Origin of the sequence: Geodermatophilus aquaeductus (assembly GCF_900182545.1) — a bacterium.
GTDB lineage: Bacteria > Actinomycetota > Actinomycetes > Mycobacteriales > Geodermatophilaceae > Geodermatophilus > Geodermatophilus aquaeductus.
The window spans coordinates 1-19,461 of sequence record NZ_FXTJ01000010.1; the positions used below are offsets into that span (position 1 = coordinate 1).

At 75.9% G+C, this 19,461-nt stretch carries 17 protein-coding genes; 3 read left to right on the forward strand and 14 right to left on the reverse strand.

Going from position 1 to position 19,461, the window contains the following annotated elements; genetic code table 11:
• Positions 1-74: 74 nt before the first annotated feature.
• The 3 genes from FN207_RS20250 to FN207_RS20260 all read right to left on the reverse strand — a co-directional run bounded on the left by FN207_RS20250 (position 75) and on the right by FN207_RS20260 (position 2,913).
• Entirely contained in the window at positions 75-1,787 is a 1,713-nt protein-coding gene (locus FN207_RS20250) for a GAF domain-containing sensor histidine kinase (protein ID WP_221888316.1), read from the reverse strand.
• A gap of 107 nt (positions 1,788-1,894) precedes the next feature.
• Positions 1,895-2,362 (reverse strand): pyridoxamine 5'-phosphate oxidase family protein, encoded by a 468-nt coding sequence (locus FN207_RS26445; protein ID WP_185938450.1) that lies wholly within the window; start codon positions 2,360-2,362, stop codon positions 1,895-1,897.
• Positions 2,359-2,913, reverse strand: a complete 555-nt coding sequence (locus FN207_RS20260) for a flavodoxin domain-containing protein (RefSeq protein WP_142460267.1) — start codon at positions 2,911-2,913, stop codon at positions 2,359-2,361. The genes FN207_RS26445 and FN207_RS20260 overlap by 4 nt, the downstream gene beginning before the upstream one ends.
• A gap of 312 nt (positions 2,914-3,225) precedes the next feature.
• Here FN207_RS20260 and FN207_RS20265 point away from each other — a divergent pair, with 312 nt between their 5' ends.
• On the forward strand, positions 3,226-4,143 hold the full coding sequence (locus FN207_RS20265; protein WP_142460268.1) for a universal stress protein: 918 nt from the start codon (positions 3,226-3,228) through the stop codon (positions 4,141-4,143).
• A gap of 27 nt (positions 4,144-4,170) precedes the next feature.
• On the opposite strand, the gene FN207_RS20270 is transcribed toward FN207_RS20265, so the two are convergent.
• Entirely contained in the window at positions 4,171-4,767 is a 597-nt protein-coding gene (locus tag FN207_RS20270; protein ID WP_142460269.1) for an Rv1733c family protein, read from the reverse strand.
• Positions 4,768-4,857: 90 nt separating this feature from the next.
• Complete coding sequence (locus FN207_RS20275; RefSeq protein WP_142460270.1) at positions 4,858-5,172, reverse strand: hypothetical protein; 315 nt, start codon at positions 5,170-5,172, stop codon at positions 4,858-4,860.
• A 251-nt stretch (positions 5,173-5,423) separates the two neighbouring features.
• On the opposite strand from FN207_RS20275, the gene FN207_RS20280 reads away from it, so the two are divergent.
• Entirely contained in the window at positions 5,424-5,954 is a 531-nt protein-coding gene (locus FN207_RS20280) for a YceI family protein (RefSeq protein WP_142460271.1), read from the forward strand.
• A gap of 12 nt (positions 5,955-5,966) precedes the next feature.
• Here FN207_RS20280 and FN207_RS20285 read toward each other — a convergent pair whose 3' ends face one another.
• Positions 5,967-7,127 (reverse strand): acyl-CoA dehydrogenase family protein, encoded by a 1,161-nt coding sequence (locus FN207_RS20285; RefSeq protein WP_221888317.1) that lies wholly within the window; start codon positions 7,125-7,127, stop codon positions 5,967-5,969.
• Complete coding sequence (locus FN207_RS20290; RefSeq protein WP_142460272.1) at positions 7,124-8,671, reverse strand: acyl-CoA synthetase; 1,548 nt, start codon at positions 8,669-8,671, stop codon at positions 7,124-7,126. Before FN207_RS20290 ends, FN207_RS20285 begins: the two co-directional genes overlap by 4 nt.
• 123 nt (positions 8,672-8,794) lie before the next feature.
• Here FN207_RS20290 and FN207_RS20295 point away from each other — a divergent pair, with 123 nt between their 5' ends.
• Positions 8,795-9,442, forward strand: coding sequence for a TetR/AcrR family transcriptional regulator (locus FN207_RS20295; protein WP_142460273.1), 648 nt, complete (start codon positions 8,795-8,797; stop codon positions 9,440-9,442).
• A gap of 120 nt (positions 9,443-9,562) precedes the next feature.
• Here FN207_RS20295 and FN207_RS20300 read toward each other — a convergent pair whose 3' ends face one another.
• From FN207_RS20300 to FN207_RS20330, 7 genes are read right to left on the reverse strand one after another with little or no spacing between them, the layout of a single operon-like run.
• Entirely contained in the window at positions 9,563-10,336 is a 774-nt protein-coding gene (locus tag FN207_RS20300) for an enoyl-CoA hydratase-related protein (protein ID WP_142460274.1), read from the reverse strand.
• Positions 10,320-11,921, reverse strand: coding sequence for a class I adenylate-forming enzyme family protein (locus FN207_RS20305; RefSeq protein WP_221888318.1), 1,602 nt, complete (start codon positions 11,919-11,921; stop codon positions 10,320-10,322). Before FN207_RS20305 ends, FN207_RS20300 begins: the two co-directional genes overlap by 17 nt.
• The gene (locus tag FN207_RS20310) at positions 11,911-13,947 is read right to left on the reverse strand and encodes an ATP-binding protein (RefSeq protein WP_246066218.1); all 2,037 of its coding nucleotides are present in this window, start codon (positions 13,945-13,947) and stop codon (positions 11,911-11,913) included. The genes FN207_RS20305 and FN207_RS20310 overlap by 11 nt, the downstream gene beginning before the upstream one ends.
• Positions 13,944-15,524 (reverse strand): acyl-CoA carboxylase subunit beta, encoded by a 1,581-nt coding sequence (locus FN207_RS20315; RefSeq protein ID WP_142460276.1) that lies wholly within the window; start codon positions 15,522-15,524, stop codon positions 13,944-13,946. The genes FN207_RS20310 and FN207_RS20315 overlap by 4 nt, the downstream gene beginning before the upstream one ends.
• A complete protein-coding gene (locus FN207_RS20320; protein WP_142460277.1) occupies positions 15,521-17,290 on the reverse strand; it encodes an acyclic terpene utilization AtuA family protein in 1,770 nt (589 codons plus the stop codon). Before FN207_RS20320 ends, FN207_RS20315 begins: the two co-directional genes overlap by 4 nt.
• Positions 17,287-18,090, reverse strand: coding sequence for a TIGR03084 family metal-binding protein (locus FN207_RS20325; protein WP_246066219.1), 804 nt, complete (start codon positions 18,088-18,090; stop codon positions 17,287-17,289). The genes FN207_RS20320 and FN207_RS20325 overlap by 4 nt, the downstream gene beginning before the upstream one ends.
• The gene (locus FN207_RS20330; RefSeq protein ID WP_142460278.1) at positions 18,087-19,232 is read right to left on the reverse strand and encodes an acyl-CoA dehydrogenase family protein; all 1,146 of its coding nucleotides are present in this window, start codon (positions 19,230-19,232) and stop codon (positions 18,087-18,089) included. Before FN207_RS20330 ends, FN207_RS20325 begins: the two co-directional genes overlap by 4 nt.
• Positions 19,233-19,461: the final 229 nt, after the last annotated feature.

Here is a 19,461-nt window from a genome sequence, read left to right on the forward strand (position 1 = left end):
AACGGCGGACGCAGGCGGCGGTGCTGGCCACCGAGCTGCGTTCCGGCGGCTCCCGCCAGGGCTGACCGGCCCGGTCAGGGCAGGGGCGCCCACCACCGCAGCCGGGTACCGCCCTCGGCGGGCGCGTCGACGGTGAGGCCGCCACCGCGGCGGGTGGCCCGCTCCTCGAGGTTGCGCAGCCCGCTGCGCGCGGCGCGGGGGTCGATGCCGCGGCCGTCGTCGACCGCCTCGAGCACGACCTCGTCGCCGACGTCGAGGGTGACGGTCACGTGCCGGGCACCGGAGTGGCGGGCGGCGTTGCTCACCGCCTCGCGGGCGACGGCGACCACGTCGACGGCCAGCTCGCCGGTGACGAGGGTGTCGACCGCGCCCGACATCCGCACCGTCGACTCCAGGTCGCCCGCGGTCGCGGTCACCGCGTCCAGGACCGCGCGGCGCAGGCCCCCGTCGTCGGAGGAGTCGGCGGTGTGCAGGTCGAAGATGCTGGTGCGGATGTCGCGGACGGTCGCGTCGAGCTGGCCGACGACGTCGCGGATCCGGCGCTGCGCCTGCGGGTCGGCGACCCGCGGCAGCACCGACTGCAGCCCCAGCCCCGCGGCGAAGACCCGCTGGATCACGTGGTCGTGCAGGTCGCGGGCGATGCGGTCGCGGTCCTCGTAGACGTCGAGCTGGCGGGCGAGGCGCTGCTGGGCGGCCCGGTCGAGCGCCACGGCCGTCTGGTCGGCGAACGCGGCGACCAGCGGGGTCACCGAGGGGTCGAACGGCGCGGCGCCGGCCCGGCGGGCGGCCACGACGACGGCCGGCTCGGCGTGCGTCCCGCGCAGGGGGACGGCCAGGCAGTGCCCCCAGTCGACGTGCGCATCGGGGCCGCCGCGGGCCGTGCCGGTCAGGTCGACGGCGACGACCTCCCCGGAGCCGGTCAGCACGGCCTGCAGCACCGGGACGTCGGACGCGGCCACCCGCCTCCCGGTGAGGTCCGGGAGCCCCTCGCCGACCTGCACGCGGACCTCGTAGCAGCCGTCGTCGTCGGGGCCGAGCACGATCCACGCGGCCTCGGCCCCGGTCAGCGCGGCCACCCGGTCGGCGATCAGGGCCAGTGCGCTGCTCCCCTGGTCGTCGCCGAGCAGAGCGGCCCGGACGTCGGAGAGGGCGGTGGCCCACCGGCGCCGCTCCTCGGCCTGCTCGTAGAGCCGGGCGTTGTCGACCGCGACGCCCGCGGCCCCGGCCAGCGCGGTCAGCACGGCCTCGTCCTCGGCGGTGAACATCCCGTGCCGCTTCTCGGTCATGTAGAGATTGCCGAAGACCGTCCCGCGGACGAGGACGGGCACCCCGAGGAAGCTGTGCATCTCCGGGTGTCCCGGGGGGAAGCCGACCGACGCGGGGTGCCCGCTGAGCTCGCTGATCCGCAGGGGACACGGCTCCGTGATCAGCTGGCCGAGTACGCCCCTGCCCTCCGGCAGGTGTCCCATGGCGGCGGCCTGCTCGGCTCCGACGCCGACGTGGATGAACGCCGCCAGGCCGCCCTGCGGTGCCAGCACGCCCAGGGCGCCGTAGCGGGCGTCGACGAGGTCGCAGGCGGTCTCGACGATGCGCCGCAGCGTCGTCTCCAGGTCCAGCCCGGAGGAGACGGCGAGGAAGGCGTCGAGCAGCTGCTGCACGCGCGCCTGGCTGCGCGCCACCGCGGCGAGGCGCTCCTGCACCTCGCCGATCAGCTCGGCGAGCCGCATCCCGGCCAGTGAGGACCCGCCGTCCGGGTCCGGCCCGGGCCGGCGCTCCGGTCCGCTCACGTCGGGACCTCCCCCTTGGACGGAACTCCTCCGTCCGGGGAGCCTGTCACGGGAGACGCCGCCGGAGTAGGCACCCGGGGCGCGCGTCCGGTCGCTGCGGGAGGGGGTCACGCCGATCGCCGGGGAGCGGGCGCCGCCGGCGTCCGCCAGCCGCGGACGACGCCGGCCCGGAGGACGACGTAGCAGTGCCCGTCGTCGGCGTCCGGGAGGCCCGGCCAGCCGAGGGCGTCCCAGGTGGCCACCCCCGCCGGGTCGGTGACGGTCCGGGCGTGCCCGGTGACCGTCACCGACCAGCCGGACCAGCCGTCGAACTCGTCGACGCCGAGGACGACGACCGCCCCGCGGGGCGGGAGCAGGTGGTCGCTGTCCGGGCGTGCGGGGATGACCAGCCGGTCGGCGTCCACGGCGTAGCGGACGGGTGCGATCGCCGGCAGGGCGTCCCGGGTGAAGGCGAGGTGTCCCCGCGAGGCCGTGCCGAGCAGCCGTCGGCACTCCTCGCCGGTCAGGTCCTCCCGGTGCTCCGCGGCCGGCTCCGCGGCCGTTCCGCCGACCGGGCCGCGGCGTACGCCGGTCACGGCCCGGAGGAGGGCCCGAGGGGCACGGCCACGGACCCCTCGACCAGCGCGGCGGCGATCTCCCCGGCCCACTCCCGCAGCGCCGCCCAGTCCCGGGAGTCGCCGAGGGGAGCCCGCATGGCGGTCACCACGGCGCGTTCGGCGAAGCCGAGCAGGGACCGGTCCAGCCGGCCCGGGAGGACCCGGTGACCGCGGGGGGCGAGCAGGGCGGTGAGGGCGGCGGCGTCCTGGGGCTCGTCGGGCGGGTAGGGGGGATCGCCGATCGGCCCGCTGGAGAACAGCCACACGGGCCGCCGGCGGAGCTCCCCCGCGGAGCCGACGGCGAACTCCCGCGCCGACGGGAGCCAGCGGCCGGCGTAGACGGCGCTGCCGAGCACCACCGCGTCCCAGCGGGCCGGGTCGGGGTGCGACTCGGTGGCCAGCGCCGCCGCGAACAGGCCGGACCGGCGTCCCGCCGGGGACTCCGCGAGGTCCCGGGCGAGCGCCTCGGCGAGCTCCCGGGTGGACCCGTGCCGGCTCGCGTACGCGACGAGGACCCGCGGCCGGCTCACCGCGGACCTCCCGTTCCCACGTGCCGGTCCATGACGTCCCTCGCCTGCACGGCTCCACCTCCGGTCGGTCGTCCCGGACGTTAGGGAGCGCCGTGCGCCCCGGCCCAGGGTCGGTGGCCGTTCCCGGCAGGGACCGAGGTCCCGGGACCGGAGGTCCCTCGCCCCGGGTCCGGCGCGCCCGCGCGGCGCATCGTCGGGGACGCCGCCCGGGACGCATCCGGGCCCGACGTGAGGACCCCGGATGGACGCCTCCCCGCAGCAGCAGCCCGGCGCCGACGCGCCCGCCCTCGCCTGACCGTGGGCACCCCGCCGGTGACGGGAGAGCCGGCAGACGGCGGGCCGGGGGGCCGGGTACTGGCGGCCTTCGACGGGTCGCCGACCAGCCGGGCGGCCGTGGCCTGGGCGCTGGCCGCCGCCGCCCGGGCCCGGACCGGCCTGGAGGTGGTCACCGTCCTCCCGGTCGGCGAGTCCTGGGGCGAGGCCGGCCTGCTCGACCCGGCGCGGGTCGACCGGGTGCGCGCGGACGTCGCCGACCACGTCCGGGCCCTGGTGGACGGGTGCCACGGGGACGCGCCGGACACCGCGTCGGTGCCCGTCGCCGCCACCGTGCTGACCGGCCGGCCGGTCGAGGAGCTCGTGCGGCGCTCCGCCGACGCGGGCCTGCTCGTCGTCGGCAGCCGGGGCCGCGGGGCGGCGCGCAGCACGCTGCTCGGCTCGGTCGCCCTCGGCTGCGTCCCGCGGGCGCGGTGCCCGGTGGCCGTGGTGCACCCGGCCGCGCCCGCGCCGGGGCGGGCACGGGTGGTCGTCGGGCTCGACGACACCGACGACGCGCGGGAGGTGCTGTGGCGTGCGGCCGCCGAGGCCGGCCGGATGGCCGCGGACCTCGACGTCGTCGTCGCCCGGCGGGTTCCCGAGCACTGGGGGGACCTCGGGTCGGCCGCCACGCCGGTCCGCGGGGAGACCGGCGCGCACGCCACCTGGCGGGCGGGGCGCCTCGTGCGCGAGGTCCTCGGTGCCCGCCCCGGCGTCCGGGTGCTGGTGGAGACCGGCCCGCCGGCCGAGGTCCTGGTCCGCGCCGCGCAGGGCGCCGCGCTGCTCGTGGTGGGGAGCCGCAGTCGCAGCCGGCTGTCCGGGATGGTCCTCGGCTCCACGGCGCTGCACTGCGTCGTCGCGGCGCGGTGTCCGGTGCTGGTCCTGCACCCGCAGCCGCTGCCCGCGCCGACCGCCTGACGAGCGCCGGGGACCGACGGCGTCGCGTCAGCGCAGGCGGAAGCGGGCCGCCCAGAGCGGCTCGACCTCGGCCCACTCGCGCTCCCACGCGCGGTCGCGGGCGCGGCCGACCAGGGCGCACACCGACGCGTGCCCCGCGGCGGCGGTGGCCAGCCCCAGCAGCAGCGTCAGCGTCCCGGCGGTGACGGTCACGACGACGACGTCGGTCCGCTCCAGCGGCCGGCTGGAGGACTCGCCGTCCGGGCCGATCCACACCTGCACCGTCTCGCCGGCGCGCGTCCCCGGCCGGACCGGGACGGTGTCGTCGTGGTCGGTCCCGTCGGGGGCCGTCCACTGGACCGGCGCGGTGGCCCGCAGCGACGACGTGCCGCCGGCCACGACCTCGGCGTCCTCGAGGACGTCGGCCGGGACCTCGAGGCGCTCCGCGGTCTGCTGGGAGGCCAGCGTGCCGGCGTCGTGCGCGACCACGCTCCCGACCGTCAGGGCCAGGGGCACGGCCGCGAGCGCCAGCAGGACCCAGACGAGTCGCGAGAGCCGCTCCACCCGGTCCGTCGTCCGGCCGGCGGCGTTGCGGCGCCGGTCGTCGGGGCCCGGTCGAGGGAGGGGAGCGGCGCGGAGGGCCATGGCGGGACTCCTCGGGACGACAGGTGTCCCGAGCGTCCTCCGGGCGGGACGCGGTGTCCCGGGCCCGAGGTCACGGGTCGGGCGGGACCATCAGCGGCCGCGGCGCTCGATCCGCAGGACCATCCCGTCGGCCGCGGCGAGGACGACCAGGTCGCTGCGGCGGTAGCGGTCGCGCGAGGGGTTCCTCGCGTCGGGGGTGACGTCGTCGGGTGCGTCGAGGCACCGCTGGACGTCGGCGTCGGTCACGTCCATGCCGGCGGCCGCGTTGCGGGCGCCGCGGGTCATGCGGAGCGTCGCGGCGGGCCGGGCGGCGCGGGCGGGCCGCGATGCCGGGAGGTCGGGAGTGACGTCGTGGTCGCCGCCGGCCGGCGGCGGGGCGAGGAAGACCAGGGCGGGTGCGCTCATGCGGTACTCCGGGTTCATCGGGTGCGGGTTCGTCGAGGTGCGGGTTCGTCGAGGTGCGGGTTCGTCGAGGCGCGGGGGCGGCAGCCCTCTCCGCGGGTCGGCGTGCGCGTCGCGCCGGTCGCCGATCCCCGTGCAACGACCCGTGACCGCGGTTCCTTCCCCGGGACGGCGGCCACGGCGCGGGAAAAGCGGTCGCGGGCGCGGGGAGGTGTGCTGTCCTGGACGCGCACGGGGGTGAGGAGGACCGGTCCATGACCGTCGGCAGCGCCACCCCCATCGAGATCCCCACCGCCGGGCGGTACCGCATCGACCCCCGCCGGTCGACGCTCGCCTACACCGGCAGGCACCTGTTCGGCCTCGGGACCGTGCACGCGACCTTCCAGGTCCTCTCCGGCGAGGTCGTCGTCGCCGACCCGGTCACGGGGACGACGGTCGCCGCGGTGGTGGACGCCGGCAGCTTCAGCTCCGGCAACGCCCGCCGGGACCGCGACGTCACCGGCGCCGGGCTGCTCGACAGCGACGCCCACCCGGAGATCCGGTTCACCTGCACCGGCACCCGGCAGGACGGCGACCGCTGGCTGCTCGCCGGCACGGTGACGGCGCACGGCGTGTCCGTGCCGGTCGAGCTGGCGATCGACCGGTGCGCGCGCGAGGGGACCGGCATGCGGGTGCACGCCCGCGCCGAGCACCTGGACCGGCACGCCTTCGGGGTCACCGGCGGCCGCGGGATGGTCGGCCGCCACCTCGACCTGGACCTCGACGTCGTCGCCGACCCGGCCTGACCCGGACCGGCCTCACAGGCCGAGGCGCTTGGCGATCACCTCGTTCATGATCTCGGTGGTGCCGCCGCCGATGCCGAGGATCCGGGCGTCGCGGTAGTGGCGCTCGACCTCCGACTCGCGCATGTAGCCCATCCCGCCGAAGACCTGCACCGCCGCGTCCACCACGGAGTCGCAGGCGGCGACCGCGGTGTTCTTCGCCATCGACACCTCCGTGACCACGTCCTCGCCGGCGAGCCAGCGCTGCATGACGGCGCGGGTGTAGGTGCGGGCGACGTCGACCTGCCGGGCCATCTCGGCGAGCTTGTGGCGGATGACCTGGCGGGACGACAGCGGCCGGCCGAACGTCTGCCGCTGCCGCACCCAGTCCAGGGACAGGTCGAGGCAGCGGGCGGCCGTCGCGTAGGCCTGCACCGCCAGGCTCAGCCGCTCGGACTGGAACTGCTGCATGATCTGCACGAAGCCGCTGCCCTCGGCGCCGACCAGGTTCCCGGCCGGCACGCGGACGCCGGCGAAGGACAGCTCGGCGGTGTCCGAGCAGCGCCAGCCCATCTTGTCCAGCCGTCGGCTGACGGTGAACCCCGGCGTGCCCCTGTCGACCACGAGCAGCGAGATCCCGCCGTGGCCCGGCCCGCCCGTGCGGACGGCGGTGGTGACGAAGTCGGCCCGCACGCCGCTGGTGATGTAGGTCTTGGCGCCGTCGACCACGTACTCGTCGCCGTCGCGCACCGCCCGGGTGCGCAGCCCCGCGACGTCGGACCCGGCGTCGGGCTCGGTGACGCCGAGGGAGCCGATGAGCTCCCCGGCCAGCGTCGGGCGCACGTAGCGGTCGACGAGGGCGGGGGAGCCGTGCGCGAGGACGTGCGGCAGCGCGATCCCGTGCGTGAACAGGCTCGCCACCACGCCGGTCGACCCGCCGCCGAGCAGCACCTCCTCGGTGACGATCGCCGAGTCGATCGCGTCGCCGCCCCCGCCGCCGACCTCCTCGGGGAACGCGACGCCGAGCAGCCCGGTCGCCGCGGCGCGGCGGTGCAGGTCCCGCGGCAGCTCGCCGGCGTCCTCCCACGCGCCCATGTTCGGCGCGATCTCCCGGGCGACGAAGTCGCGGGCCAGCCGGCGCAGCGCGACCCGCTCGGGTGTCGTCCACGGATCGGCGGCGACCCCGAGCGCGGTCACCGCTGCACGGACTCCGCCGCGCCGCCGTACTCCGTGCGCAGCGTCGTCTTGAGCACCTTGCCGGTGGCGTTGCGCGGCAGCTCGGGCACGAACTCCACGCGGGTCGGGCACTTGAAGTGCGCCAGCCGCTCGCGGGCGTAGCCGAGCAGCTCGTCGACGTCGGCCTGCGCGCCCTCGGCGAGCGCGACGACGGCCACCGGCGTCTCGCCCCAGCGCGGGTCCGGCACGCCGACGACCGCGACCTCCCGGACCGCGGGGTGCCGGTAGAGCACCTGCTCGACCTCGATCGGGTACACGTTCTCGCCGCCGGAGATGATCATGTCCTTCTTGCGGTCGACGAGGGTGACGAAGCCCTCGGCGTCCATCCGGCCGAGGTCGCCGGTGTGGAACCAGCCGTTGCGGAACGCCTCCGCCGTCGCCTCGGGCAGCCCCCAGTAGCCGGCGAACACGTTGGGCCCGCGCACCACCAGTTCGCCGACGACGTCGGTGGCGACGTCGCGGTCGTCGTCGTCGACGATCCGCGCCTCGACGTGCATGAGCGCCCGGCCGATCGAGCCGGCCTTCTCCTTGACGTGGTCGGCGTCGAGGATCGAGACGGCCGGCGCGGTCTCGGTCATGCCGAAGCCCTCCTGGAAGGGCAGGCCCTTGCCCTGGAAGAACTCGATCACCGGCAGCGGGCACGGCGCGCCGCCGGTGACGGCGAGCTCCAGCGCGGACAGGTCGTGGCGGTCGAAGCCGGGGACCGTCGTCAGCGCGGCCCACATCGCCGGGACGAGGAACTGCACGGTCGCGCGCGCCTCCGCCATCGCCGCGAGCGTCTGCGCCGGGTCGAAGGAGGGCAGGACGACGTTGGTGCCGCCGAGGTAGAGCAGCGGCAGCGTGTGCACGCCGAGACCGCCGATGTGGAACATCGGCGCGACGGTGACCGTCACGTCGCTCTCCTTGAGGCCGCGGCCGAAGGACAGCACGTTGATCACGTTCCACACGTGGTTGTCGTGGGTGAGCATCGCGCCCTTGGGGCGGCCCGTGGTGCCCGAGGTGTACATCAGGCAGGACAGGTCGCTGCCCGCGACGTCGGTGCCCAGCGCCCGCGGCTCGCCGGCCGACACCAGTGCCTCGAGGTCCAGCTCGCCGTCCTGCGGCTCGCCGCCGGCGACGACCCGGTGCCGCACGCGGATGCCCTCGCCGGCCAGCGCCGCCCGGGCGACGGGCGCCAGGGGCGCGGACCACACGAAGACGTCGGCGCCGGAGTCGGCGAGCAGGTAGCTGACCTCCGGCGGCGCCAGGCGCAGGTTCATCGGCACGAAGACCGCGCCGAGCTTGGCGGTGGCGAACATCGTCTCGAGGAACGCGGGGCTGTTGAGCAGCAGCCCGGCCACCCGGTCGCCCTGCCGCACGCCGAGGTCGCGCAGGGACCGGGCGAGTTGGTCGGTGCGGCGGTCGAACTCGGTGTAGGTGATCCGCCGGTCGCCCGCCACCAGGGCGGTGCGGTCCCCGGAGAGGAACGCCCGCCGCGTCGGCCAGCTGCCGATGCCCCTGTCCATGGATGTCCTCTCCCGCGCGCGACTGTGGTCTGGGTCACGCAGTCTGTCGAGGACCTGACGAATGCGTCAACTACCCGCGGGCTGTGGCAGGCTGCCCGGGCCCGGAGTGAGCGGAGGTGGGGGATGACAGGCGTGCAGTCCGAGCAGGTGCCGGTCACCGACCGGGGACGGCGCACCCGCACCGCCCTCCTGCAGGCCGGCCGGGAGCTGTTCGAGGAGCGCGGCTGGGCCGACGTCCGCATCGACGCCGTGGCCGAGCGGGCCGGCGTCTCGCACGGCACCTTCTACACCTGGTTCGACTCCAAGGAGTCGCTGCTGCGGGCGATCGTCGCCGTCGTGGTGGAGGACCTCTTCGCCGCGACGACGGTCGGCCCGCGGCTGCCGCCCGACGCGCCCTACGCCCGGATCGAGGCGGCCAACCGGCTCTACCTCACCGCCGTCACACGGCACGCCCGGATCCTGCGGGTGCTCGACTCGCTGGCCGACACCCGGGAGGAGTTCCGGCGGCTGCGTGTCGACGTCCGGGAGGCCTTCGTGCGCCGCGGGATGGAGGGCCTGGTGCGGCTGCAGGAGCTGGGGCTGGCCGACGGCGACCTGCCGCCCCGCGCCACCGCCAGCGCGCTGGGGGCGATGGTCGAGTCGTTCGCGCACCTGTGGCAGGACCCGGGGGAGGACCTCGACGAGGACGCCGCCGTCGACGTGCTCACCCGGCTGTGGGCCGGCGCGATCGGCCTGCCGCGCTCGGCCTGGCCCGACGGCCGGACCGCCTAGCCTCTGGACCCCTGACCAAGATCAACACGCGTGGGTGGCGCCTTCCCGGACCACCCGGACGACCGTGGGCGCGTACTGATCTCGCCCCGGTCGGCGCCACAGGAGCCGCCCAGGGGGCACCTAGTCCCCGGCGGCGGCCCAGGACGGGCGGCGCTTCTCCAGCAGCGCGGCGATGCCCTCGCGGGCCTCGGCCGAGCCGAACCGCTCCGCCGAGACCGCGGCCATGCGGCGGAGGTCCTCCTGCAGGTCGTCGCCGGGCAGCTCGCGCAGCAGCCGCTTGGTGACGGCGAGGGCTTCCGGCGCGCCGCGGCCGAGCGAGTCGACGAGCGCGTCGACGGTGGCGTCGAGCTCGTCGTCGGCCACCGCGCGGTCGAGCAGGCCGGCCTCCCGCGCCCGGACGCCGTCGAAGGCCTCGCCGGTGAGGAACAGCTCCCGCGCCGCCCGGCGGTCCATCCGCCGCAGGCAGGGCACGGCGATGACCGCCGGCGCCACCCCGATGCGCACCTCGCTGAAGCCGAACGTCGCCGAGGCGAGGCCGACGGTGAGGTCGCAGGCGGCGATCAGCCCGAGACCGCCGGCCCGGGCGGCGCCGTTGACCCGCGCCACCACGGGCTTCGGCCCCTCCATCAGCAGCGTCAGGACCTCCGGCACGCCTCCCGCACCGGGGGTGGCGCGTTGCTCCTTGAGGTCGGCGCCGGAGCAGAACACCGGGCCGGCGCCGGTGAGCACCACCGCGCGGACGCCGTCGTCGGCCATCGCCCCGGTGAGCGCCGCGTGCAGCTGCTCGACCAGGGCGCGGGACAGCGCGTTGCGGTTGGCCGGGGAGTCCAGCGTCACCACCGCGGCCGGCCCGCGCCGGGCGACGGTGACGAGGGGTTCAGCCGCGGAACTCATCGCGCAGCTCGTGCTTCTGGATCTTGCCGGTGGCGGTCTTGGGCAGGCCGGTGCGGACCTCGATCCGCTTGGGCACCTGGAAGCCGGCCAGGTGCGCCCGGCAGTGGGCCAGCAGCCGCTCGGCCAGCGCCGCCGGGTCGGTGCCCGGGTCGGCGGGCACGACGACGCCGGTGACCGCCTCGCCCCAGCGGTCGTCGGGGACGCCGATCACCGCGGCCTCGACGATCTCCGGGGAGGCGAGCAGCACCCGCTCCACCTCGACGGAGGAGACGTTCTCGCCGCCGGTCTTCACCATGTCCTTGACCCGGTCGGTGAACCAGACGACGCCCTCGTCGTCGAGGTGGCCGACGTCGCCGCTGTGGAACCAGCCGTGCGCGAAGGCGGCTGTGTTCGCGGCCGGGTTGTTCCAGTAGCCGCTCATCACGTGCGGGCCCCGGTAGACGATCTCCCCGGTCTCGCCCGGGGGCAGGAGGTTGCCGCCGGGGTCCATGACCTGGGTGTCCACGGTGACCGTGGACGGCCCCCAGGACGCCGCCTTGGTCTCCTGGTGCGAGGGCCACTGGAACACCGTCGCCGGCACGCACTCGGTCTGCCCGGAGCCCAGCAGCACCTGCGCGGAGGGGAACGCCGCGGCGATGGCGGTGATGCGCTCCTGCGGCATGGGCGCCATCGCGTAGATGCACAGCCGCACCGACGACAGGTCCCGCGTGCCGATGCCGGGCGAGGCCAGCAGCGCGGCGTACATCATCGGCAGCAGCATCAGGTGCGTCGCGCGGCGGCGTTCGACGACCTCCAGGAAGCCCTCGGGCTCGAAGCCGCGCGGCAGGACCGCGGTGCCGCCGGTGAGCAGGACCGGCAGCAGCAGGGTGTCCAGCGCGGTGGTGTGGAACAGCGGCAGCACGATGGGCAGGACGGAGTGCTCGTCGCCGCGCCGGTGGCCGACCTGCAGCGCGTTGCTCAGCACGCCCACGTGCACGGCGAGGTGGCTGGTCAGCACGCCCTTGGGCCGGGCGGTGGTGCCCGAGGTGTAGAGGCAGTGCAGGGTGTCGCGGTCGTCCACGAGCACCCGGACCGGCGTCGGGTCGGTGGCGACGTCGTCCCAGCGGACGGTGTCGCGGCCGGCCACCTGTGCGGGGACGTCGTCGCCGGTGACGACGACCTGCGTGATCGCGGGCAGCGCCGGCAGGACGGCCTCGAGCAGCGGCAGGAACACCGGGTCGGCGACGACGATCCGCGTGCCGGAGTCGGCGAGGATCCACGCGACGTCCTCGGGCGCCAGCATGAGGTTGACCGGCAGCGCGACCAGTCCGGCCTTGGCGCAGCCGAAGAAGCTCGCGGCGAACCGCCAGGAGTTGCCCAGCAGGAACGCCACCGGCTCCTGGTGCTGCACGCCGGCGTCGAGCAGGCCCCGGCCGAAGGCCTCCGCGGCGGCGTCGAGCCGGGCGTAGGTGACCTCCTCCTCGCCGTCGACGATCGCGGTGCGGCCGCCGAACAGCTGCGTGGAGCGGGTCAGCATGTCTCCGACGGAGAACCGGGTGGCCAGGTTCAGCTCGAGGGGGTCGATCCCGGACAGGTCAGGACGCACGGCGGTCCCCTCCACTCTCGGTGTTGCCCGTGACGACCGCGAGGACCGCGCCCGTCTCCACCTGCCGGCCGACCTCGGCGGACAGGGAGGTCACCACCCCGTCGGCCGGGGCCAGCACGGGGTGCTCCATCTTCATGGCCTCGAGGACCAGCACCAACTGCCCGGCGCGGACCTCGTCGCCCTCGGCCACGGCCACCCGGGTGACGGCGCCGGGCATGGTCGCGGTGAGCGACCCGGGTGCGACCGCGGCGGTCCGCGCGGGGAAGCGCGGCTGCTCGACCAGCGTGGTGGCGCCGTCGGGGCCGTCGACGTGGCAGCGGTCGCCGTCGACGTGCACCTCGTAAGTGCTCCGCAGCCCGTCGGCCTCGACGTCGAGCCGGACCCGGCCCGGGCCGGTGACCGCCGTGCCGAGCACGGTGAGCGCGACCGGCTCGCCGTCGACGTCGGCGGTCAGGCCGGAGCGGTCGAGGCGGTAGCGCACCGTGCCGGCGTCGAAGGCGGTCGTCTGCCGTGCCGTGGGGTTGTTGCGCCAGCCCGAGGGCAGGGCTGCGAGGACCGGCGCGCAGGCCCGCCGCAGGGCCGCGCCCGCCAGCGCCGCGACGACGGCGTGCACGCGTCGGCCGGCGTCGTCGACCAGCGGCGCGGCGAGGACGTCGAGGCCGTGCCGGTCGAGGAAGGCGGTGTCGGTCTCGCCGGCGAGGAACGCCGGGTGCCGGAGCACGCGCACCAGCAGGTCGCGGTTGGTGGTCAGCCCGTGCAGGCGGGCCCGCTGCAGCGCACCGGCCAGGGCGAGGGCCGCCGACGCGCGGTCCGGTGCCCAGGCGACCACCTTGGCGAGCATCGGGTCGTAGTGGACGCCGACCTCCCCGCCGGCGGTGACGCCGCTGTCGACGCGGATGCCGGGACCGGACGTCGGCCGGAACTCGGTGTCCGCGGCGATCGCGAAGTCGGCGAGCCGGCCCGACTGCGGCAGCCAGCCGCGCGCCGGGTCCTCCGCGTAGAGGCGCACTTCGATCGCGGCGCCCGACAGCATGGGGCCGGTCGCCTCCGCGGGCAGCGGGCGGCCGGCGGCGACGTCGAACTGCAGCCGGACGAGGTCGAGACCGGTGACGGCCTCGGTGACCGGGTGCTCGACCTGCAGCCGGGTGTTCATCTCGAGGAACCAGAAGTCGCCGGAGGACTCCAGCAGGAACTCGACGGTGCCCGCGCCGACGTAGCCGATCGCCCGTGCCGCGGCCACCGCCGCCTCGTGCAGCCGCGCGCGCAGCTCCGGCCCGACGGCGGGCGACGGCGCCTCCTCGACCACCTTCTGGTGCCGGCGCTGGATGGAGCACTCCCGCTCGAACAACGCCACGGTGGTGCCCGACCGGTCGCCGAACACCTGCACCTCGACGTGCCGCGGCCGCTCGACGAGCCGCTCGAGGAAGACCGTGCCGTCGCCGAACGCCGACGCCGCCTCGCGGGCCGCGCCCTCGACCGCCTCGGCCAGCTCCGACGGCTCGCGCACCGTGCGCATGCCGCGCCCGCCGCCGCCGAAGGACGCCTTCACCAGCAGCGGGTAGCCGACCTCGGCGGCGGCCTTGTCGAGCGTGTCGCCGGACAGGCCGGTCGCGTCGACGCTGGGCAGGACGGGCACGCCGGCCCGGCTCATGAGCTCCTTGGCGGCGAGCTTGCTGCCCATCGCCTCGACGGCCGCCGGGTCGGGGCCGACGAACACCAGCCCGGCGTCCCCGACCGCACGGGCGAAGGCCGCGTTCTCCGACAGGAAGCCGTAGCCGGGGTGCACGCAGTCGGCGCCCGCCCGCAGCGCCGCGGCGACGACGAGGTCGGCCCGCAGGTAGGTCTCGGCCGGCGTGTTCCCGGGCAGGCGGACGGCGACGTCGGCGTCGGCCACGAACGGGGCGTCGGCGTCGGCGTCGGAGTACACGGCCACCGTGCGCAGGCCCATGGCGCGGGCGGTGGTGAACACGCGACGGGCGATCTCGCCGCGGTTGGCCACCAGCACGCAGCTGAGGGGACGGCTCACAGCCGGAACACCCCCCATCCGTCGTGCAGTCCTCGGACCGGGGCGTTGTCGATCGCCGAAAGAGCCAGGCCGAGCACGGTGCGGGTGTCGCGGGGGTCGATGATCCCGTCGTCGTAGAGGCGGCCGGAGAGGAACAGCGCGAGCGACTCCGCCTCGATCTGCTGCTCCACCGCGGCGCGCATGGCCGCCGCGGCCTCCTCGTCGTAGTCGCGGCCGCGGGCGCGCGCGCTGGCCCGGCCGACGATGTCGAGGACGCCGGCCAGCTGCGCCGGCCCCATCACCGCGCTCTTGGCGTTGGGCCAGGTGAACAGGAACCGGGGCTCGTAGGCGCGACCGCACATGCCGTAGTTGCCGGCGCCGTAGGAGGCGCCGATGTTCACGGTGAGGTGCGGGACGGTGCTGTTGGACACCGCGTTGATCATCTGCGAGCCGGCCTTGATGATCCCGTCCTGCTCGTACTCGGTGCCGACCATGTAGCCGGTCGTGTTCTGCAGGAACAGCAGCGGGGTGTCGGTCTGGTTGGCCAGCTGGATGAACTGCGCGGCCTTCTCGGCGTCCTGCCGGAACAGCACCCCGCGGGCGTTGGCCAGCACGCCGACCGGATAGCCGTGGATGCTCGCCCACCCGGTGACCAGCGACGTCCCGTACAGCGGCTTGTGCTCGTCGAAGCGGCTGCCGTCGACCACCCGGGCGAGGACGTCGCGGGGGTCCAGCGGCTGGCGCAGGTCGGCCGGGGCGAGGTCGAGCAGCTCCTCGGGGTCGTGCAGCGGCGGGTCGGCCGGCCGGGAGGGCCCCGGGCCCTGCTTGCGCCAGCTGAGGTTCCGCACGATCTGCCGGCCCAGCCGGATGGCGTCGACCTCGTCGACGGCGAGGTGGTCGGCGCTGCCGGAGACCCGCGCGTGCATCGCGGCCCCGCCGAGGGACTCCTCGTCGGCGTCCTCGCCGGTGGCCATCTTCACCAGCGGCGGCCCGGCGAGGAACACCTTGCTGCGGTTCTCGATCATCACGACGTGGTCGCTCATCCCGGGCACGTAGGCGCCGCCGGCGGTGCTGTTGCCGAAGACCAGCGCGATCGTGGGGATGCCCGCCGCCGACAGCCGGGTCAGGTCGCGGAACCCGCGGCCGCCGGGGATGAAGATCTCCGACTGGGTGGGGAGGTCCGCGCCGCCGGACTCGACCAGGCTGACGAACGGCAGCCGGTTGACCCGCGCGATGTCGTGCGCCCGGGCGGACTTGCGCAGCGTGTAGGGGTTGGACGTGCCGCCGCGGACGGTGGGGTCGTTGGCCGACACCACCACCTCGACGCCCTCGACCACGCCGATGCCGGTGACGGTGCTGGCGCCGACCGGGAAGTCGGTGCCCCAGGCGGCGTAGGGGGAGAGCTCCAGGAACGGGCTGTCGCGGTCGAGGAACAGCTCGATGCGCTCCCGCACGGTGAGCTTCCCGCGCTCGCGGTGGCGGGCCAGCGCCTTCTCGCCGCCGCCGGCGTTGGCCAGGCGGAGCTGCTCCTCGAGCTCCGCCAGCCGCTCGAGCAGGGCCGCGCGGTTGCCCGCCGCCCGGTCGTCCAGCACCGTCATGCGTCTCCCTCCGAGGGCAGCAGGCGGGCCGGGACGTCGACCACGCGGGAGCGCAGCCACTCGCCCACGGCCTTGGCCTGGGGATCGAACCGGGTGCCCGCGGCGACGCCCTCGCCGAGCAGCCCGGGCAGCTGGAACAGCAGCGCCCGCAGGCCGGGCAGCAGCTCGCGGGTGACCGGCAGCGCGGTGGCCTCGGGGAGCAGCGCGCGCAGCCGGTCGGGGGTGAGGAAGGCGGCCAGCCAGGCCCAGCCGTCGTCGGTGCGGGCGTAGACGCCGAGGGTGGCCGCGCCGCCCTTGTCGCCGCTGCGCGCGCCGGCGACCCGGCCCAGGGGCACCCGCCGGGTCGGGCCGTCGTCGTCCCACGCCGGCGTGCCCCCGACCCCGGCGTCGTCCCCGACCGGCGCCGGGGGAGGAGGGGAGGGCAGCGTCTCGGTGCTGCCGTCGGGGAGGCCCACCACCTGCGGCACGTCCGCCGCGGGCACCCAGGCGGCGGAGTAGACGCCGTAGGCCGAGGGGCTCGGTGGCGCCGACGTCGCGTGGAACCCCGGGATGCTGGCCAGGCCGAGCTCGATGACCGGCACGGTGAACGCCTTGCCGACCCGGCGGCGGTCGGGGTCCTTGACCGTCACGTGCAGCAGGGCGGCGGCCTCCTCCTGCACGTCGGCGTCGGGGCGGTCGGTGCGGGCGAGGGTGACGGTGACCTCCTCGACGCCGGCCAGCGCGGGGGCGAGCTGGCGGCGCAGGAGGTCGGCCTTGCGCTCGACGTCGAGCCCGGTGAGCGGCAGCGTCATCGTGTTGCGGAAGCCGCCGAGCCGGTTGACCGCGACCTTGAGCTCCGCGCCGGGCGGGAGGCCGCGGGCGCCGGAGACCTCCACCCGGTCCGGGCCGGCCGCGCGCAGCCGCAGGGTGTCGAAGCGGGTCACGACGTCCGGCCCGCCGTAGCGGCTGCCGGTGAGCTCGTAGAGCAGCTGCTCGGTGACCGTCTCGACCGTCACCGCGCCGCCGGTGCCCGGGTGCTTGGTGATCACCGCGGTGCCGTCGGCGGCGATCTCGGCGAGCGGGAAACCCGCGCGGTCCAGGGCGGCGGGGTCGGCGTCGAGCAGCTCGGCGAAGAAGCTGAAGTTGCCGCCGGTGGCCTGCGCGCCGCACTCCAGCACGTGCCCGGCGACGGTGGCGCCGGCCAGCGCGTCGAGGTCGGCGGGGCCCCAGCCGTGGTGCCAGGCGGCGGGCCCGACGACGAGGCTCGCGTCGGTGACCCGACCGGTGACGACGACGTCGGCCCCGGCCTCCAGCGCGCGCACGATGCCGCGGCAGCCGAGGTAGGCGTTGGCGGTCAGCGCGTCGTCGACGTCGCGGTCGCCGGGCGGGCGGTCGCCGCCGCGGAGCCGGCCGCGCAGCTCGCCGAGGCGGGGGAGCAGGTCGTCGCCGCTCACCGTGGCCACCCGCACCGGGACGCCGAGCCGCTGCCCGAGCTCGGTGACGGCGTCAGCGAGGCCCTGCGGGTTGAGCCCGCCGGCGTTGCTGACGATCCGGACGCCGCGCTGCAGCGCCGTGCCGAGGCATTCCTCGAGCTGGGACAGGAAGCTGCGCGCCCATCCGGCGGAGGGGTCCTCCTGCCGCTGCCGGCCGAGGATGAGCATGGTCAGCTCGGCGAGGTAGTCGCCGGTGAGGACGTCGACCTCCCCGCCGGCCAGCATCTCCCGCATCGCAGCGTGCCGGTCGCCGTAGAAGCCTGAGACGTTGGCGATCCGCAGCGGCGCGGTCACCGCCGCGACCCCAGCGGCTGCCGGCCTCCGCCCGGGGGACCGGCGAAGGCCTGCGCGATGCCGGCCCACTCCTCGGCGGCCGGACCGGTGACCTCGAGGTCCAGGTCGTCGCGGTGGCGGCGCTGGGTGACCAGCAGGCAGAAGTCCAGCGCCGGGCCGCGGACGACGTCGCCGGCGTCCTCCGGCCCCCACGTCCAGCGCTCGCCGCCGGGGCCGGTGAGCTCGACGCGCAGCGGGCGCTCCGGCACGGGCAGGCCGCGGACTGCGTAGGAGAAGGGCCGGGCGCGGACGCCGATCTCGGCGACCGAGCGCAGCCGGGCGGTGGCCGGCCGGTCCTGCCCGAGCGCGTCGACGACGTCTTGCCCGTGCGCCCAGGTCTCCATCAGCCGGGCGGTGACGAACGACGCCGGGCTCATCGGCGGCCCGAACCACGGCACCCGCGTGCCGGGGGTGAGCCCGCGCAGGGCGGTGGCGAGGGCCTCGCGGCCGGCGCGCCAGTCGGCGAGGACCTCGGCCGGCGGCGTGCTGCGGCCCTCGCGGGTCAGCCGCTCCACGTAGTCGCCGGCGTCGCTGCCGAGGCCCTGCACGCGCGCGGCGAACCCGGCGGGGTCGGTGACGGCGAGCAGCGCGTCGCGGTCGAAGAAGCGCAGGTGGTTGATCGTGTCGCGGACGTCCCAGCCGGCCGCCGGCGAGGGGGTGCGCCAGCCGTCGTCGTCGAGGGGCGCGACGCGGGCGTCGAGCTCGGCGGACTCGGCCGCGAGGTCGTCGACGAGGGCGTCGAGCAGGACCGGCGCGCTCACGCCTCGAACCCGTCCATCCGGGCGAGCACCTGGAGCATCACCTCGTCGGCCCCGCCGCCGATGGAGGCCAGCCGACTGTCGCGGAAGAAGCGGGAGGTCCAGGTCTCCTCCATGTAGCCCATGCCGCCGTGGAACTGCAGGCAGGTGTCGGCCACCTCGCGCAGCAGCCGGCCGGCGGTCAGCTTGGCCACCGTGGCCGCTCGGGTGGTGTCCTCGCCGTCGACGTAGGACTCGGCGCAGGCGTAGTTGTGCGACTGCAGCAGGTCCACCTGGGCCGACAGCTCGGCCAGCCGGAACGCGACGTACTGGTTGGCCGCCAGGGGCCGGCCGAACGCCTGCCGCTGCCTGAGGTACTCGCGGGTCCGGTCCAGCGCGTGCCGGCAGCTGCCCACGGCGCCGTAGGCGGCGAACATCCGCTCCACGACGAACTGCGACATCTGCTGCTGGAACCCGCGGCCGACGGTGCCGATGGTGTTCGACACCGGCACCCGCACGTCCTCGAAGAACAGCTCGGCGGTGTCGGAGGAGCGGTTGCCGAGCTTGTCGAGCTTCCGGGACACAGCGAACCCGGGGGTGTCGGTGGGCACGACGATCTGGCTCATCCCGCGGTGGCCGCCCTCGTCGGACGTGCGCGCGAGCAGGCACAGCCAGTCGGCCTGCGTGCCGTTGGTGATGTAGAGCTTGCTCCCGTTGATGACCCAGTCGTCGCCGTCGCGCACCGCACGCGTGCGCAGCCCCGCGACGTCGGAGCCGGCGCCCGGCTCGGTCACCGCGATCGAGCAGACGGCGGTGCCGCGGATGGCCGGCTCGAGGAAGCGGCGCTTGAGCTCGTCACTGCCGAAGTCGTGCAGCGACGGCGTCGCCATCATCGTCTGGACGCCGATCGCCATCGGGATGCCGGCGCAGCCCGAGCGGTGCAGCTCCTCGCAGAGCACGACGCTGAACAGGTGGTCGGCGCCCTGGCCGCCGTACGCGGGGTCGTACTCCAGGCCCAGCAGCCCGAGCTCGCCGAGCTTCGGGAACAGCTCGTGCGCGGGGAAGGAGCCGGCCCGTTCCCACTCGTCCACGTGCGGCGCGATCTCCCGCTCGACGACGTCGCGCACCATCTTCCGGAACGCGTGGTGCTCGGCGGTGAAGCGCATGCGGACTCCTGGCGGGGACGCGCGGCGGGCCCGCGGCCGGACTTGACAGTGGTGTCAGGTCTAGCAGTCCGGTGTGACCTGCACAACGATCCGGACCCGGTGGACTCCCGGTGCCGCTACACGGAGGCCTGCCGGACTTCTGTTTCCGGTTGCGCAGAAGTCCGGCTACGTTGTGGCGCACGGCACAGTTCCGCTACCGGGTCCCGGTCGCGGGCGGTGCCGTGCACCG